The 15513-nt window shown below is 65.5% G+C and carries 16 protein-coding genes, 1 tRNA gene and 1 pseudogene; 7 read left to right on the plus strand and 11 right to left on the minus strand.

Annotated features, from left to right (window positions below; all coding sequences use genetic code 11):
• Nucleotides 1-51: 51 nt before the first annotated feature.
• The 7 genes from BJD12_RS10735 to rocF form a co-directional block, all read right to left on the minus strand.
• Entirely contained in the window at nucleotides 52-1704 is a 1653-nt protein-coding gene (locus BJD12_RS10735; RefSeq protein ID WP_005989317.1) for a M28 family metallopeptidase, read from the minus strand.
• 538 nt (nucleotides 1705-2242) lie between these two features.
• The gene (locus BJD12_RS10740; protein ID WP_005989319.1) at nucleotides 2243-3181 is read right to left on the minus strand and encodes an MBL fold metallo-hydrolase; all 939 of its coding nucleotides are present in this window, start codon (nucleotides 3179-3181) and stop codon (nucleotides 2243-2245) included.
• Between the two features lie 198 nt (nucleotides 3182-3379).
• Complete coding sequence (locus BJD12_RS10745; RefSeq protein ID WP_005989321.1) at nucleotides 3380-4669, minus strand: tryptophan--tRNA ligase; 1290 nt, start codon at nucleotides 4667-4669, stop codon at nucleotides 3380-3382.
• Nucleotides 4670-4840: 171 nt separating this feature from the next.
• The gene (locus BJD12_RS10750) at nucleotides 4841-5050 is read right to left on the minus strand and encodes a CsbD family protein (RefSeq protein WP_005989323.1); all 210 of its coding nucleotides are present in this window, start codon (nucleotides 5048-5050) and stop codon (nucleotides 4841-4843) included.
• A 220-nt stretch (nucleotides 5051-5270) separates the two neighbouring features.
• The gene (locus BJD12_RS10755; protein WP_005989324.1) at nucleotides 5271-5405 is read right to left on the minus strand and encodes an entericidin A/B family lipoprotein; all 135 of its coding nucleotides are present in this window, start codon (nucleotides 5403-5405) and stop codon (nucleotides 5271-5273) included.
• 78 nt (nucleotides 5406-5483) lie between these two features.
• The gene (locus tag BJD12_RS10760; protein ID WP_039421598.1) at nucleotides 5484-5636 is read right to left on the minus strand and encodes an entericidin A/B family lipoprotein; all 153 of its coding nucleotides are present in this window, start codon (nucleotides 5634-5636) and stop codon (nucleotides 5484-5486) included.
• A gap of 109 nt (nucleotides 5637-5745) precedes the next feature.
• Entirely contained in the window at nucleotides 5746-6669 is a 924-nt protein-coding gene (rocF, locus tag BJD12_RS10765) for an arginase (RefSeq protein ID WP_005989327.1), read from the minus strand.
• A gap of 319 nt (nucleotides 6670-6988) precedes the next feature.
• Between rocF and BJD12_RS10770 the strand changes: the two genes are divergently transcribed.
• The 5 genes from BJD12_RS10770 to tmk all read left to right on the plus strand — a co-directional run bounded on the left by BJD12_RS10770 (nucleotide 6989) and on the right by tmk (nucleotide 10708).
• A complete protein-coding gene (locus BJD12_RS10770; protein WP_005989338.1) occupies nucleotides 6989-7441 on the plus strand; it encodes a roadblock/LC7 domain-containing protein in 453 nt (150 codons plus the stop codon).
• Between the two features lie 68 nt (nucleotides 7442-7509).
• Entirely contained in the window at nucleotides 7510-7869 is a 360-nt protein-coding gene (locus tag BJD12_RS10775) for a roadblock/LC7 domain-containing protein (protein WP_005989340.1), read from the plus strand.
• Nucleotides 7870-7963: 94 nt separating this feature from the next.
• Nucleotides 7964-8881, plus strand: a complete 918-nt coding sequence (locus BJD12_RS10780; RefSeq protein ID WP_042827691.1) for a hypothetical protein — start codon at nucleotides 7964-7966, stop codon at nucleotides 8879-8881.
• A complete protein-coding gene (locus tag BJD12_RS10785; protein ID WP_005989344.1) occupies nucleotides 8878-9417 on the plus strand; it encodes a GTP-binding protein in 540 nt (179 codons plus the stop codon). Before BJD12_RS10780 ends, BJD12_RS10785 begins: the two co-directional genes overlap by 4 nt.
• A gap of 610 nt (nucleotides 9418-10027) precedes the next feature.
• Nucleotides 10028-10708, plus strand: a complete 681-nt coding sequence (tmk, locus tag BJD12_RS10790) for a dTMP kinase (RefSeq protein WP_005989346.1) — start codon at nucleotides 10028-10030, stop codon at nucleotides 10706-10708.
• Nucleotides 10709-11219: 511 nt separating this feature from the next.
• Here the strand turns inward: tmk and BJD12_RS10795 are convergent.
• The 4 genes from BJD12_RS10795 to birA all read right to left on the minus strand — a co-directional run bounded on the left by BJD12_RS10795 (nucleotide 11220) and on the right by birA (nucleotide 14172).
• Nucleotides 11220-11295 (minus strand) — tRNA-Thr (locus BJD12_RS10795).
• 32 nt (nucleotides 11296-11327) lie between these two features.
• Nucleotides 11328-12191, minus strand: a complete 864-nt coding sequence (locus BJD12_RS10800; protein ID WP_042827692.1) for an SPOR domain-containing protein — start codon at nucleotides 12189-12191, stop codon at nucleotides 11328-11330.
• A gap of 275 nt (nucleotides 12192-12466) precedes the next feature.
• Nucleotides 12467-13195, minus strand: coding sequence for a type III pantothenate kinase (locus tag BJD12_RS10805; protein ID WP_005989350.1), 729 nt, complete (start codon nucleotides 13193-13195; stop codon nucleotides 12467-12469).
• Nucleotides 13192-14172 carry a bifunctional biotin--[acetyl-CoA-carboxylase] ligase/biotin operon repressor BirA gene (birA, locus tag BJD12_RS10810; protein ID WP_005989352.1) on the minus strand — a complete coding sequence of 327 codons (981 nt, stop codon included), beginning with the start codon at nucleotides 14170-14172 and terminating at the stop codon, nucleotides 13192-13194. The genes BJD12_RS10805 and birA overlap by 4 nt, the downstream gene beginning before the upstream one ends.
• A gap of 75 nt (nucleotides 14173-14247) precedes the next feature.
• Here birA and BJD12_RS10815 point away from each other — a divergent pair, with 75 nt between their 5' ends.
• Together BJD12_RS10815 and BJD12_RS10820 are read left to right on the plus strand one after the other, a co-directional pair.
• Nucleotides 14248-14562 carry a hypothetical protein gene (locus tag BJD12_RS10815; RefSeq protein WP_005989354.1) on the plus strand — a complete coding sequence of 105 codons (315 nt, stop codon included), beginning with the start codon at nucleotides 14248-14250 and terminating at the stop codon, nucleotides 14560-14562.
• Nucleotides 14529-15325: pseudogene (locus tag BJD12_RS10820) on the plus strand (M90 family metallopeptidase). Before BJD12_RS10815 ends, BJD12_RS10820 begins: the two are co-directional and overlap by 34 nt.
• The last annotated feature ends 188 nt before the right edge of the window (nucleotides 15326-15513 follow it).

The raw sequence follows: 15513 nt of genomic DNA on the forward strand, positions 1-15513 counted from the left end.
GACGCCCGGGCGGGCAAAAACCGCAGCGGATGCGGCTCCACCACTCAGGCGTTACTTGCGCGCGGCATCGCTCTTGGCGCGGATGGCCTTGAACTCCGAGCCATCCTGCCAGCTCGGCCACTGCCGGCCGTTGGCCAGCGCTACGCCCACGTCGTAGACCAGCGTGGTGTCGGCCGCATGCCCGGTGGCATCCCACTGCGGGGTCCAGCGGTCGCAGGGCTGGTGGTAGCAGTCGGCGAAGTATTGATCGCGCAACGCCTTGCCCGCCTTGACGCCGCCCTTGCGCATGTCCAGCCCCGGGCCTGCGGTAATCGCCGGCACGCCCATGCGCGCGAAGGCGAAATGATCGGCGCGGTAAAAGAATCCCGCTTCCAGATTCGGGTCCGGCGAGTACGTGCGATCGCGCGCTTTGGCGGCCTGTTCCAGATCGCCTTCCAGCGACACGCGGCCGCGCCCCCACGACGCGATATCGCGCGTCGGGCCATCCGGGCTGAACATCTCCATATTGAGCACCGCCACCGTCTTGTCCAACGGCGCCAGCGGATGGGCGGCGTAGTAGTTGGCACCGAGCAAGCCCTTTTCTTCGGCGGTCAATGCAATGAAGTACAGCGTGCGCTGCGGCTTGGGGCCGGCGGCGAACACGCGCGCCAGTTCCAGCACGCTGGCCACGCCGGTGGCGTTGTCCACCGCACCGCGTCGCACCGTGTCGCCGCTGGCATCGGCTTTGCCGATGCCGAACGCATCCCAGTGCGCGGAGAAAATCACCGTCTCGTCCGGGTGCTGGCTGCCGGTGAGCTTGGCCACCACGTTATGCGTGACCACCCGTTCGCGCTTGAGCTTGAAGTCCACCGACAACGTGGCATCGCCCAGCGCCATTGGTGCGAAATCGCGCTGCTGCGCACGCTGCTTGGCCTGGTCGAAATCCAGCCCGGCCTGCTTGAACAACGACGTGGCCAACGTACGCTGCATCCAGCCACGCACCGGCACATGCTGCGCGCGGGCATCGGCATCGCTGCGTTCGATATCGAACAGCGGCGACAGGCCCGAGCTCTGCACCGTGGCCCAGCCATACGCGGCCGGCGCGGTCTCGTGCACGATCAGCACACCGGCGGCGCCGCGGCGCGCGGCTTCTTCGTACTTGTAGGTCCAGCGGCCGTAATAGGTGACCGCCTTGCCGTCGAATGCGCCCGCTTGTGCGGTGTCGAAGTCGGCGTCGTTGATCAGCACCACCGCGATCTTGCCGCGCAGATCCACGCCCTTGTAATCGTCCCACTGCCGCTCCGGCGCACTGATGCCGTAGCCGACGAACACCAGCGGCGCATTCTTCAACGCCACCTTGTCGATCGGCCGCAGGCTCTGCAAGGTCACATCGGTACCGTTGACCAAGGTCTGCGTCTTGCCGCCCACACGCAACGTGGCATTGACCGGGCCATCCACCTGCGCGCGGACCAGCGGCACGGCCTGGGTCCAGCCGCCCTCCTCGCCACCCGGCTGCACGCCCGCGGCCTTGAACTGCTCGATCAGATAATCGACGGTGCGCTGCTCGCCCGCGCTGGCCGGCGCACGGCCTTCGAATTCGTCCGATGCCAGCAACCGTACGTGCCGCGACAATGCCTCGGCATCGATGCCGCCACCGGGCAGATCGTTGGCGGCCTGCGCCACTCCTCCCACAAACAGGCAGGCGGACAACAACAGGATGCGCATCGGGTTCACGGCAAGGCCTTGCAACAGGGTGATGACACACAGTTTACAAGCGCGCGACCAACACTGGACGGCCATGCCACGACAATGCATCCAATCACCGTAGGGACTGCAGGCTTGGCCGACAGCGGACGATCCCCGATCTGGCGCCAGGACGCTTGCCCGCGCACCATCGCAGAACGCCTCGCCCGTACGTCACGACAGGATTGCGCGCGAACAAGGACCGTCGAGATGGACGGTGCGCAGGTTGGCAAGCTAGTCATCACTGACATTGTTGGTGTCGCTCCCAACGAACGTCCCTTCGCGCCGAGCAACGATCGATCTTTGAAGAGGGGTCACCGACGCACTGTCTGGTGCGGTGTCCTCGCCGATTGCGGGACGGTTGGCGGCATGGACGTCGCCATCGAGCCCCCATGGACGGGTTCACGGCGTGTCGAGCGAGCGGTGAGGGCACCGCGCACTCGACCCTGTGAGTTTGCTGCAAGCCCTTGCCCGCCCACCATCGCGGGACACGCTGCAGTGCTTGGCTGCTCCAAGAGCGCTAACGCGTCGCGCGATCCAGCCAGCACGCCAGGCCCTGCGCATTGAGCTCGATATCGATGGCCAGCAACTGCTCCACCGCCGCGTCGTCCAGGCGGCAACCATGTTGGCGCGCACGTTCCAGATAGAGCTCGGTCAGCGCCGCCACCAGGCAGCGGTGGCGGTCCGCACGCGGCGCGCAGCCCAGCGCAATCTCGGTCATCGCATGGATCTGCTGCGTCAATGCGTGCGCCAACGGTTCGGGCGCAGTGACGCGGCCGTAATGGGTGAGATACATCGCCTGCGGCGCGGCTTCCATCAAGCGGGCGATCGACTGCAGCATCGCGTCCGGTTCGAATTGCACCGGCGAGGATGTCGGCAGAATAAAGGCGCCCTGCGCGCTATCGAGCTGGCGATACGACAGCCCGAAGGTGTCGCCGGTGAACCAGCTGCGACTGCGCACATCCCACACGCACAGATGATGGCGCGCATGTCCGGGCGTCTCGATCGTGCGCAGCGCGCGTTCGCCCAGCAGCACCGATTGGCCATCGACCGCTTCCACCACACGCTCGGCCGGCACCGGAACGATCTCGCCGTAGCTGCGCGCCATTTCCGCCTCGCCATACACCGCGGTAGCACCGGCAATCAGGCGTGTGGGGTCGATCAGATGCGGCGCGCCGCGTGGATGCACCAGCACGCGCGCATTGGGAAGGTGCTGCAGCAGGGCACCGGCACCACCGGCGTGATCCAGGTGCACATGGGTCAGGATCAACCACTCCACCTGCGACGGCGTCAGCCCGGCGCCCTGCACTGCCGCCAGCATGTGCGGTACCGACAGCGAGGTCCCGCAATCGACAAATGCACCGCGTTGCGCCTCGACAATCAGATACGCCGCGTCGAACTGCACGCCGCCGAAACCGGTATCGATGGTGTGGATGCTGGGATCGGCCAGTGCTGTCATTCCTACTCCGTGGCGATGAGGGCAGCGGCAGTGTAGGCGCAGGCAGTGCGGGCGGAGTGTGCCCGTGGTTCCAGGCAACGATGAATGAACACGGTTGCCTCACGCACTACGAAAGCACTTGCCGGATATTGGCACTGCATGTGCGACGCACTCCGCTCGCGCGCAAGGCGGTCGCCGCGCCTTGCGCACCCGCATCGATCACGCCTCGCGCAATGCGCGCATCGCCGCAAGGATCGCATCCGCGTGCACCTGCCCATGCACGCCAGGCAGCTGCAGATCGCTGGCCTGCTCGGCCTGCTTCAACCGTGCGATCAACTGGCCTGCATCGCGCGGCGAGGCAAACCCGTCGCTCTGCAACAGCAACGCACCGCCGCCATCGTTCAACTTGAAATAGAACTGGCCATCGTTCTCGCGGTACTGCTTGAACACCGGCAAGGCGACTTTCTCGCCTGCCTGCGCGGCTGCAGAACCGATCTGATCGGACAGGTCGCGCAGACCCACCGCATTGCGCAGCTCGGCCAGCAGTGGCGTGGCATAGCGCGCACGCAGGCGTGCGCCGCCGGCGCGCAGAATCGCTTCGATCTTGGCCGGCTCGGCCATCAGTGCCTCGTAACGCGTCCGCAGCGGTGCGATCTCCTGATCGATACGCTCGAACAGCTGTTGCTTGGCATCGCCCCAGCCGATGCCATCGGCAAACGCCTGCGCGAAGGCAGCCGTTTCCTGCGGCGTGGCAAACGCCTGATACAGCTGAAACAGGGCCGACCCCTGCATGTCCTTGGCTTCGCCCGGCGCACGCGAGTCGGTCAGGATCGAGAACACTAGCTTGCGCAGTTCCTCGCGCGGGGCGAACAACGGAATCGTATTGCCGTAGCTCTTGCTCATCTTGCGGCCATCCAGGCCCGGCAAGGTGGACACCTGCTCGTCGATCACCGCATCGGGCAACGTGAAAAAGTCGCGGCCATAGACATGGTTGAAGCGCTGCGCAAAATCGCGCGCCATTTCGATGTGCTGGATCTGATCGCGTCCCACCGGCACCTTGTGCGCGTTGAAGATCAAAATATCCGCCGCCATCAGTACCGGGTACATGAACAAGCCGGCGCTCACGCCTGCATCGTCGTCCTCGCCGTCGGCGCGGTTCTTGTCCACCGCCGCCTTGTAGGCATGCGCGCGATTGAGGATGCCCTTGCCGGCCACGCAGGTGAGCAACCACATCAACTCGGTGGTCTCGGGCACATCCGATTGTCGGTAGAACCAGACCTTGTCCGGATCCAGGCCGCAGGCCAGCCAGCTGGCTGCGATCTCCAGGGTGGAGCGCTGCGTGCGTGCCGGGTCCTGTGCCTTGATCAGGCTGTGCAGGTCGGCCAGGAAATAGAAGCTCTCCGCATCGTCGCCGGCGCTGGCCTGGATGGCCGGACGGATCGCACCGACATAGTTGCCAAGGTGCGGGGTGCCGGAAGTGGTAATGCCGGTGAGAACGCGAGTGGTCATCTGCGGTAATGCCAGGGAGTCAGCGCGCAAGTTTAACGGTTCCGCGTGCCGCCCATTGCCCCATCACCGGCTGCGCACCGCCAGACGCAGAGCGGGCCGCACATGGCGGCCCGCTCTGCGTCGAAGCTCGCTGACATCGCTCACCGTTGCGGGAGCGATGCTAGGCGTACATCAGGTGTCGTCACGCAGCGACTTTTCGAAGGCGCGGACTTCGGTCTGGGCGCGGTCGCGGTCCCAGCCATAGCGTTCCTGGAGCTTGCCCTGCAGGTATTCCGCATTGCCCTCGGCGACCTTGAAGTCATCGTCGGTGAGGTCGCCCCACTTGGCCTGCATCTGGCCCTTGAGCTGGGTCCACTTGCCGGAAATGATGTCTTTGTTCATTGCGGTTCTCCGCTGCTTGCGGTCGCTATTGACCGTGTCAGCAGGGTGCCTTCGCACACGTTTGCTATGCATCAAGAGGTGTCAAGCCGGCAATCACCGCACTGAATGGGCGCACCTCTACCTTCCACCGGCGTGGACCCGCTGCACTAGGTTACGCATACAAAATGCCACACAAAAAAAACGGGCCTTGCGGCCCGTTTTTGTTGCATGCGGCGTCGGATTACTTACGCGCTGCGTCTTCCACCTTCTCGCCGGCGCCCTGCACGTCCTTACCGGCACCTGCGACGGTGTTGCAACCCGACAACATCGCGACCGAGAACATCGACAGCACCAGCAGCACAATTGCACGCTTCATAACAGACTCCTTCATGGGTAAAGCGGCGCATTGCCGCAGATCAATCACATCAAACAGGTGCCACACGACGGTGACGAATCAGCACTTACCGTCGCTGCATTTATCGGCGGTCTTTTCGACCTTGTCGCCCGCACCTTGCATGTCCTTGCCGGCGCCAGCCATGGTGTTGCAACCAGTCATCACGCCGGCCGAAAACAGGCCCAGCACCATTAGTGTCAGCAGTCGCTTCATTGCTCTTCCTCGGTCTGCGCCCGGTGCCAATGCACCTCGCTTGGCGATAAATCTGACTGCGCGGACGTGGATTTGATGTGAACGAAGGCGTGACTTGTTCAGCGCTGGATCAATCTCGCATCAAGGTCGACTTGCCGAACAGGCTTTCGACCAGATCCACCGCCAGCTCGGCGGTGGCATTGCGGTTGTCCAGCACCGGATTGAGCTCGACGATATCCAAAGATCCCATTCGCCCGGTGTCGGCAATCATCTCCATCACCAGCTGCGCCTCGCGGTAGTTGGGGCCGCCCGGCACGGTGGTGCCAACGCCCGGCGCGATGCTGGGGTCGAGGAAGTCCACATCGAAGCTCACGTGCAGGTGGGTGTCGGCGCTCATGCCCTGCAGCGCAACTTCCATGGTGCGCTTCATCCCGGCTTCGTCGATGTAACGCATGTCGTAGACGTCGATGCGGTGTTGCTTGATCAGGCGCTTCTCTTCGGGGTCCACCGAGCGGATGCCGATCTGCCGCACCTGTTCGGGCAGCAGTGCCGGCGCACTGCCGCCTAGATGGGTCAGCGCCTGCGGGCCCAGCCCGCACAGGCAGGCCACCGGCATGCCGTGCACGTTGCCGGACGGGGTCACATCGCTGGTATTGAAGTCCGAATGCGCATCCAGCCATAGCACCCGCAGCGGGCGCCCCTGCTCGCGGCAATGCTTGGCCACCGCAGTAATGGAACCGATGCCCAGGCAGTGGTCGCCGCCCAGCATGATCGGCATGCGACCGGCCTGCAGCTCGGCGTAGCTGGCGTCCATCAACGCCTGGTTCCAGGCGACCACTTCGTCCAGATGCCGGTAACCGGCCTGCGGCGCCTGCCAGGGATTGCGCGGGCCGTCCAGGTTGCCCAGATCGCGCACCTCCACGCCACGGCCGACCAAGGCCTCCTGCAAGCCGGCGATACGCAGCGCCTCCGGCCCCATCCGTGCGCCACGGTGGCCGGCACCGATGTCGGTGGGAACGCCTATCAGGGAAACCGGCACGTACTGCGTTGCCATGCATTGCTCCAGCGTCGATAAAGCCGTGCAGTCTAGTGGCGCGCCCGCGCACTGACGCGCGGCAGCGCAGCACGGCATGCAGTTTGCATCTGTCTGCAGGCAAAACAGACGGGTTTAGATCTGCCTGGACGCGCCGCTACAGTGACGTGCCACGGCAGTTTGTGGCGTGCTGGACTTTGCAGATTCTGCTTGTCTGACCGCCCAGTTAAGTGCCTGAGGCTGGTGTGACTGCGCACTAATACCGCGATGGTATGGTGCGCCGGCCAGCGCAGCACACGCATCACGTACGCGCTCGGGCCAACAGCAATAGGGGAGTTTCATGCCGCATAACGCCGTCAACCAGGTCGTCAAGGCTGCCGTGGGCGAAGTCGCGCGGGCGTCGCATCAGTACGACCTGCCCCGGATCGGGCGCGAGTTCGCGCAGACCATCGAGCGCGAGCCGGGGATCCGGCTGTTGATGTTGTCCACCGCCGATGGCCGCGCCATTACCGAACAATCCAGCCTGGATGTGGACGGGCGCCGCCTGGCCGCGATGGCCAATTCGTTTCTGACCCTGGGTGAGACCCTGGCGCGCGAATCCAGCCTCAGTGAAGCCGACTACGCCACCATCAGCACCCGCGGCGGGCAGCTGGTGCTGATCCGCATCCGCGCCGACAAGCCGTTGACGCTGACCGCCGTAGGCAGCGACCACCTCAATGCCGCTGCGCTGCTGTTCAACGCGCGCGACTGCGCCGGCCGCCTGGCCGCTGCGCTGGCACAACCGCCCGGCTGATGTCGTTGGCATTGTTCGTGCTTGCACGTGCGCACCGATTTTTCTCACCGTTTGGAAGGGGACCACCGATGTCAAAACTCAATCTGGAACAACTGCATTCTCTCGCCGGTTTCGTCGGCGCCGCGCTGGTCGACAGCGACAGCGGCATGGCCCTGGGCATGACCGGCGGCACCGAGCTCAACCTTGAGCTGGCTGCAGCCGGCAATACCGAAGTGGTGCGTGCCAAGCGCCGCATTGCCGAGCAGCTCGGTCTGAACGACGCCATCGAAGACATCCTGATCACGCTGTCGCGCCAATACCACCTGCTGCGTCCGCTCGAAAGCAACGGCACGTTGTTCCTGTATGTCGTGCTGGATCGCGCCAAGGCCAATCTGGCCATGGCGCGTCACGAGCTCAAGGCGTTCGAAAAGACCCTGGATTTCGGTTGATGCCTGTCCGGCGGTGCATCCGCGTCGCCGCCTCTGCCTGCCGGTGCGAACCGGCAGGCGTTGTCGTTCTCTTGCGCCGCGACGGCGCCCTCTCATGACTACACCCATTCACGCCATGCGGGTCGCCACGGCCGGCCTGGATCTGCTGCATACCACGCGCCTGAAATTGGCGTGCTCGCTGCTGCTTGCCGAACGCATCGACGTACAGTTGGGCGAATGGCCGCAACATGCAGCCGATGTGGTGGTGCTGGGTCTGGAAACTGCTGACGGCCTGGCCGCATGGCAGGCACTGCAAGGCCAGCCGATGCGCGTGCTGGTGGTCTCGCGCACGCCGGTCGCCGGCGCCTGGCTCAAGCACGGCGCCACCGTGCGTGAACTCAACGAACAGATGCGCCTGCTGCTGTCATCGCCACATGCCACTCCGGTGGCCGAGCCGGCGCTGCTGCTGCGCCATTGCAGCGGTGAATTCGGCGCAAGCCCAATACTTCTGCGCCACGCCACCCTGCAGGTGCGCGTGGACCCATCCAGTCGCTGCCTGCATCTGCCATCCGCCGCGTCGCTGTCCGAACTCGTTGCCGCATTGGATCGTCCCGGCTGGCAACGCGTGGCCGACGACGCCGCTGCCGCACTGACGCAACGCATCTCCTTCGAAGCGCTGTATTTCGCGCTGCCCGAGCACCTGCGCCCCGCGCTGCCGGCGGTGGAACCCAGCCATGCCTTGCAGCTACGGCAGTGGCCGGAGCTCACCGCCGACACCAGCTCGCCTGCGCAACTGCTGGCCATCGCCCACCTGCATGCGCGTCCGTGGCGCCCCCAGGCGCTGGCCAATGCTTGCAAGCTGCCGCTACAGACGGTGGAATGCCTGTTCGCCGCCGCACTTGCCAGCGGCCTTGCCCAGACTGCGGAGATGTCCGTGCCTTCAACGCCACGTCGTCCGGAAAGCAGCAACTCCCGGTTCTTCTCCTGGGTCGCACGTCGGTTTGGCCTCTCTCTTTCTCAGGCGCAGTCATGAGTCTTCCAGCCAACAAACTGGTGTTCGTTGGCGGCATGGGCGCCGGCAAGACCACCGCGGTACGCGCCATCTCCGACGTAGAGCCGGTCAGCACCGAAATGCCGCTCAGCCAGGATGCCTATGGCGACAAGACCTACACTACGGTCGCGCTGGACTACAGCTCCATCGAGCTGGAAGACGGCGAGTTGCTGCACGTCTACGGTGTGCCCGGCCAGAAGTATCTGGATTTCATGTGGCCGCTGGTCTGCGATGGCGCACTGGGTGTGATCGTGCTGACCAATGCACGCGACCCGCAGATGCTGGAGGCCACCCTGGCGCTGCTTCGTGAGTTTTCGCAGATCGCAGCGGATGCCAGCCTGGCTGTGGGCATCACCATGACCGACGAGGTCGAAGACTTTCTGCTGCCGCCTTTTCGCGATGCGCTGGCGGCCGAAGGCTTCCGCATTCCGGTGATGCGCGTGGATGCGCGCTCGGCGACTCAGATCACCTTCCTGGTGAAGTCGCTGCTGTCCTATCGCTATACCTCGACAAGCTGATCGCCGTCGCAGGTCGTGGTGCGGCAGCTTTGCCGGAAGCGGCGCAAGGATAAACAAGGAATCCGGTCACGACGGGCCTGAGCGGGCGTCACGCGGGGGATGCCGCCTCTAGGGTGGCGGCGAACGCGTCCTTCTTCCTTGAAGCCAGAAACGCGACTCAATCGTAATACGAGCGACCGCTGGAACTGACTTGTTCAGTATGCCCAGCGGACGGAAGCGTGGGCATCAGGACATTCCCGACATCGCGCAGGACATACCCGTGATACGACATTCGCCATAGCAGCGGCAATGGCGATGGCGATGTCTGCAATGGGACGAACGGGAACGGCAGGTGAGCCGAGCCGCGGAGTCTCTGAAGACTCGGCGACCTGCGCACGAACTCGACTATTGGACGAAGACTCCGGTTGGCAGATGTGTCCAGCGTATGACCGCTGTTTGCGCCGCACTCTGGGAACCAGTGGCATGCCTTACATGCTCATGCGTGGCTAAGGTCGTCGCGCACGTGATTGCCAGGCGGTTGCTGGGTCCACCGCCGGTCGCAGTTGGCTGCCGGCCACACTGCTAAATCGCCAGCTACTGCTCCATTGCCACGATCAGATAAAGTAGCGCGATGACAATCGAACTGAAGCCCGGCGGGCTATTGATCGCGATCGAAGGCATCGACGGCGCCGGCAAGACCACGCTTGCGCGCAACCTGGCAACCACCCTGGAAGCAGCCGGCGCACGTGTGAAATCCAGCAAGGAGCCGACCAACGGCCACTGGGGCACCCAGTTGCGGCAATCCGCCGCCACCGGCCGCCTCAGCGCAGACGAAGAAGCCGAGTTGCTGATCCGCGACCGCCACGAACATGTAGAGACCTTGATCGCGCCGGCATTGGCGCGCGGCGAGATCGTGATCCTGGACCGCTACTTTCCGTCGATGGTGGCCTACCAGGGCGCCGCCGGCCTGCCGCTGGACGCGCTGCTGGAACGCAACGCCTTTGCGCCGCGCCCTGACGTACTGCTGCTGCTCGACCTGCCGCCGCCCACCGGTCTGGCCCGCATCCGCGCCCGCGGCGACGCGCCCAACCATTTCGAAACCCAGGACAACCTGGAACGCTGCCGCGCGATCTTCAACGCGCTACAGCTGCCCGGCAAACAGGTGCTGGACGCCAGCGCCGACGCCGATAGCGTCTTGCGCCAAGCACTCACCATTGTCATCGCCGCCCTGGCCGAGCGCCTGAGCAACGGCACGCACACCGACGCCGGCAAGGCCGCGCTCGACCTGCTGTCAGCGGGCCGCCTTGCCTGATCGCTGCGCGCAACTCTGGGTACACATCGCGTGCTCTCAGAGGCGCAACCAGACAGGGCGACACAACAGCCGCGTCACCGTAGTGGTTCCAGCGATAACACGTCCACACTCATGACCCAACCCCTCTCCCGCCTGGGAGAGGGGTTGGGCGGCCATGCGACGGCGTCAACGCCACCACGACGCAGCTGATGTCACCGCAAATGTCGTCGCATCCGGAAGGTTTCTTGCGATGGGCCTCGCGACCCGCAGGCCAACACGTGCTGATCGACACACATCCACAAACCATGACCAGCCCTCCTCCCCGGCGAAAAGGGTCGGAACGCGGGCCGACTTTTCCTGGCCGGAATAGATCTTGCGATGCGGGGATGGCGATGCGACTACATCGATCCACTACGCATTCAACGCTGCACCCCACTTGCCCGCAGGCACGACCACGCTCGTGCAAAACGCACACAACGTAGCTAGCGCTGACAACACGCGTGACCGAAACGTCGATGGGAGTGTCTGGAAATGGTGCCGGCACCCGGATTCGAACTGGGGACCTACCGCTTACAAGGCGGTTGCTCTACCAACTGAGCTATGCCGGCACTGGCAGGCGCATTGCGCGCCGGTGCGCATTCTAGCGCAGCGCGGAGCAATCTAGCGATCGTTGACGCGTCGCACCTGCGGCACTCTGCACGGCAGCGGCCGCCGCCGTGCTGCGCACATCGATCCACCAGCGCGATTGACCGTTGCCGCTGGGTACCAACTGCGCCGGAAACCCTGCACTGACCAGACTGGCCTGGCGACGCTCGGCGCGCTCGCGGCTCTGGTACTGCCCCAGCGCCACCGTGTTGTCCTCGCCCTGCGCAATCACGTAATAGTCGCCGATGCCGGCGGCCGCGATGCGCTTGACCAGGGCCTGCGCCGCGGCGCGGTCGCCCACATTGGGCAACATCACGCGGAACGTGCTGACTCCGGCGTCCTTATCCTCGCGCACGCTGGTGCGGCTGGCCTGCCCGCGAACACGTGCGAGTGCCGCATCGGCTTCGCTACGTGACGTGTACGGCCCGACACTGAGGCAGCGCTCCGGGACGGCCGGCGGTGTCGGCACTGGAGCCGGCTTTGCGACGGCGGCGCTTTCCTCAACTGCTTGGGAAGGGCTGTTCGCTGCCGCTGCCGCGGTGGCCGGACGCGGAGCCGGCTCGGCAACTGCCGGCGCTGACCCAGCCTTGGGCACAGGCGCCGTCGCTGCCGTCGGCGCAGGGGCCGGCGTATTGGAGGCGAGCGCTGCACCGGCATCCGGCGTTGCGGCTGTCATCACTTCGGGATGCGGCCCTGCCGCTGTTGCCTTGGTCGGCAACACCGGCAGCAAGTCCAGTCGAGCAACACCGGACGGTTGCGGCGGTGCAGCCGGCGCCGCCGCCGGTGGCTGCACCGCCCACCACAGGGCCACCCCAGCATTGAGGATGATCAGGACAACGATGAGCGCGCGTACGTACATGCGCCGATTTTAGAGCCTGTCATGTGGCTTGGGGGCGTAAGAAGTGGCCGCGACGCGACCAGGCGCACGGCACATTCCCGGTGCGCCACCGGACGCCCCCTGCGCCGGCCGGAGGCAACACGTGTCCCCGGCAGCTCTGCCGACGGCTATGGCGCCGGTGTGCCAGGCATCCTGGTGCCGAGAACCTCGTCAGCCAACCAAGCCTACATCTTCCGCGCATCCACTCGACCCACCGGTGGCCCACGCCTCTTACCCAAGCCGCACAGGGCAACGCATTACAGCGAAGACGAATGCATCGCCCAGGTCGCCAGTCCATCCAGCACCAAGGCCGCGCGGAAGGTGGCGTCCGGCAACAACGGCAGCAGCGGAGGCGCGCCGCCGCCGTGCAACAGCAGGCGTACCGGCACGCCCAGGCTGCGTTGTGCGTGGTGCAGGCTGCGCTCGATCAGCGCCACCGCCGCGCCGTCGCAACCGGAGGCCAAGGCATCGTCGGTGTCGTTGGCCAGTTCGACATAGTCACCGCCGCTGGCCGGCAACTGCACCGCGCGCGCATGCAGCGCTTCGCGCATTGTGGTGGGCGAGGCAGCGATCCGCCCGCCGTGGTGCTGCCCATCGGCGCCGAGTACATCGATGGTCAGCGCGGTGCCCACCCCGGCCACCAGCACCGGGGCGTCGCCACGCGCGCCCAGCAGGGCCAGAAACCGATCCACACCGAAGCGGCTCGGGTCGGCATAGGCAATGCGGATACCGGCGCATTCGGCCGCGGTCCGGACGATGCGCACCTGCTCGAAGCGCTCCTGCAGGCAAGCGATCATCCGCTGCGTCAAGGCGGGCGCCGCCACGCTGGCCACGTGCGCAACGCGCCCGGACGGCAGTGCCGACAACGCAGCCGCGTCCATCGCTTCGGCACCGTGCGCCCACGCCTGCACGTCGCCAGCGCGGTTGCCGTGCAGCGGCGCGTACTTGAACCGCGAATTCCCCAGGTCGAACAACCACTCGCTCATGCAGGTCTCACGCTGACTTCTCCGGAGTGAAACAGGCGCACCGTCTCGCCCAATTGCACCCGCAACGCACCATCGGCGGCCAGGCCAAGTGCCACCCCGTGGTGCAGAGTGCCGGCTTCCTCGACCTGCACTGAGCGCCCATTCAAGACATCCAGCGCCGCGTAGCGGGCCAGAAACGGCGCCAGCCCCTGCGCTTCGAACAGGTCCAGTGCCGGCAGCAGGCCGGACAGCACCGCTGCGACCACGGCGTCGCGCGACACGGCGCGGCCGGCCAATGTGTCCAGATCCACCCAGGGTTGGTCGATCGTGGCGGCCGCCGACGGCGGCATGTGCACGTTCAAGCCCAGCCCGATCACCGCGCGCGCGTTACCCGCCATCTCACCGCCGCCTTCGATCAGTAGACCACCCAGCTTGCGCTCACGCGCCAGCAGGTCGTTGGGCCACTTCAGACCGACATCGGCAAACCCGCACCCGCGCAGCGCCTCGGCAACGGCCACGCCTACCGCCAGGCTCAGCCCGGCGAGCTGACCCAGCCCGCCACTGAACCGGCGCGATGCCGACAGATAGAGATGCGCGGCCAGCGGCGAGGTCCACTGGCGGCCGCGTCGACCGCGCCCGCCGGTCTGTCGCTCGGCCAGCAACACAGACACGCCGTGTTCCGGCGCCGGGCGCGCCAGCAGGGTGGTGTTGGTGGATTCCAGCGTCCAGGCCACCTCCAGCGCGGCCAGGCTTGCTACCGCGTCGGTCGCCATGGCTTCACGGATACGCGCAACATCCAGCAGGTCCAGCGGCGCGGCCAAGCGGTAGCCATCGCCCGCCCGCCCGTCGATGTCGACACCGGCGGCGCGCAAATTCTGGATGCGCTTCCACACCGCGGCACGGGTCAACCCGGCATCGCGTGCCAGCGCATCGCCGGACAGCCGGCCGCTCGCAAGTTTGGCCAGCAACGCGCGGTCATCCACGGCAACGGTTCCCAAATCGATCCGTGAAAGTATGCGCCAAGCCTACGCAGCCGCCCAGCGCGGCTTGCGTGATGGAGTGAAAACCGCGTTATGATCGGTGACTCACGCCGCTTGCCCTGGATGTGGACGATGCGCCGACTCACGGTTTGCCTGCTGTTCTTGTTGGCTCCGCTTGCCGCCCTGGCATCGGACCAGTTGGTCGACGGCGATCATGAGAGCTGCGTCAGCACCAACTCGGCCGCACGCGGCAGAACGCCCAATGCCGAACCGGCAACACCGGCACGCGCCCCGCAGCACAAGCCTGCACCGGCAACCGGCGGTGGTGGTAGCGATGGCGACGGCTTGTTCCCACGCATGCGCATGATGCCGCGCTGGCACAGTTTTCTGCCGGGCATGTTCCGCTGATCCAGTGGTTAACGCGCTGGCTATGCCGGCCGCCGCTCGAGATTCCTGATGCGCTTTGGCAACCGGTGTGCGACCGCTGCGCCTGGGTTGGCGCGCTCGATGCGCAGCGCCAACAACGTCTGCGTGCACTGACCGCGCAGTTCCTGCATCAAAAAACCATTTCGCCGGTCGATGGATTGCAGCTGCAGCCGCACGATCACATCTTGCTGGCTGCCACCTGTTGCCTGCCGCTGCTGGAAATCGGCGCAGCGGGATGGCGCGGCTGGTCGCAGCTGATCGTCTATCCGGATGCCTTTCGGGTGCAGCGCACCCATGTGGATGCGGCCGGGGTGATGCATGCATGGGACGACACCTTGATCGGCGAGTCCTGGGAACAAGGTCCGTTGATCGTCAGCTGGGCCGATGTGCAAGCCGATCTGGACGACCCGCAGGCCGGTTTCAATGTGATCGTGCACGAGATGGCGCACAAGCTCGATGCACTTGACGGCGCGCTCGACGGCACCCCGCCGCTGCCGCGCGATCGACAGCGCCGCTGGGCACGCGATTTCCAGCAAGCCTTCGATGCGTTCTGCCAACGCGTGGACGCCGGCCACGACACCGAGATCGACCCGTACGAGCCGAAGCACCGGAAGAATTCTTCGCGGTGGTCAGCGAGTATCACTTCTCCGCGCCGCAGGTGCTGCAGCGGTTGATGCCGGAGGTCGCTGCGCACCTGGTCAGCGTCTACGGACCTTCGCCGTTCGCTGGGCACGGCCATGGTTGATTACGTCGCGTAATGGTTGCGCACTGGTTTACGTGCAGGATGTTTGGATGTGTGATGGCGCAGCTATTGTTTGCGTCAAGACGATTGCGCCAATCGCGTGTTGCATGAACTTGATCGTCTTTGCACTTGCGCACTGCACCAGAGCATTAGCGCCCCGCTGCAGCGCAATGCTTGACCACCCGCACGAG

It is taken from the genome of Xanthomonas vesicatoria ATCC 35937 (genome assembly GCF_001908725.1).
Taxonomy (GTDB): Bacteria; Pseudomonadota; Gammaproteobacteria; order Xanthomonadales; family Xanthomonadaceae; genus Xanthomonas; species Xanthomonas vesicatoria.

Bases quoted from the DNA above. Each gene is read 5' to 3' on its own strand.
- BJD12_RS10735 (WP_005989317.1), bottom strand. From the start codon at position 1,704: ATGCGCATCCTGTTGTTGTCCGCCTGCCTGTTTGTGGGAGGAGTGGCG.
- BJD12_RS10740 (WP_005989319.1), bottom strand. From the start codon at position 3,181: ATGACAGCACTGGCCGATCCCAGCATCCACACCATCGATACCGGTTTC.
- BJD12_RS10745 (WP_005989321.1), bottom strand. From the start codon at position 4,669: ATGACCACTCGCGTTCTCACCGGCATTACCACTTCCGGCACCCCGCAC.
- BJD12_RS10750 (WP_005989323.1), bottom strand. From the start codon at position 5,050: ATGAACAAAGACATCATTTCCGGCAAGTGGACCCAGCTCAAGGGCCAG.
- BJD12_RS10755 (WP_005989324.1), bottom strand. From the start codon at position 5,405: ATGAAGCGTGCAATTGTGCTGCTGGTGCTGTCGATGTTCTCGGTCGCG.
- BJD12_RS10760 (WP_039421598.1), bottom strand. From the start codon at position 5,636: ATGAAGCGACTGCTGACACTAATGGTGCTGGGCCTGTTTTCGGCCGGC.
- rocF (WP_005989327.1), bottom strand. From the start codon at position 6,669: ATGGCAACGCAGTACGTGCCGGTTTCCCTGATAGGCGTTCCCACCGAC.
- BJD12_RS10770 (WP_005989338.1), top strand. From the start codon at position 6,989: ATGCCGCATAACGCCGTCAACCAGGTCGTCAAGGCTGCCGTGGGCGAA.
- BJD12_RS10775 (WP_005989340.1), top strand. From the start codon at position 7,510: ATGTCAAAACTCAATCTGGAACAACTGCATTCTCTCGCCGGTTTCGTC.
- BJD12_RS10780 (WP_042827691.1), top strand. From the start codon at position 7,964: ATGACTACACCCATTCACGCCATGCGGGTCGCCACGGCCGGCCTGGAT.
- BJD12_RS10785 (WP_005989344.1), top strand. From the start codon at position 8,878: ATGAGTCTTCCAGCCAACAAACTGGTGTTCGTTGGCGGCATGGGCGCC.
- tmk (WP_005989346.1), top strand. From the start codon at position 10,028: ATGACAATCGAACTGAAGCCCGGCGGGCTATTGATCGCGATCGAAGGC.
- BJD12_RS10800 (WP_042827692.1), bottom strand. From the start codon at position 12,191: ATGTACGTACGCGCGCTCATCGTTGTCCTGATCATCCTCAATGCTGGG.
- BJD12_RS10805 (WP_005989350.1), bottom strand. From the start codon at position 13,195: ATGAGCGAGTGGTTGTTCGACCTGGGGAATTCGCGGTTCAAGTACGCG.
- BJD12_RS10815 (WP_005989354.1), top strand. From the start codon at position 14,248: ATGATCGGTGACTCACGCCGCTTGCCCTGGATGTGGACGATGCGCCGA.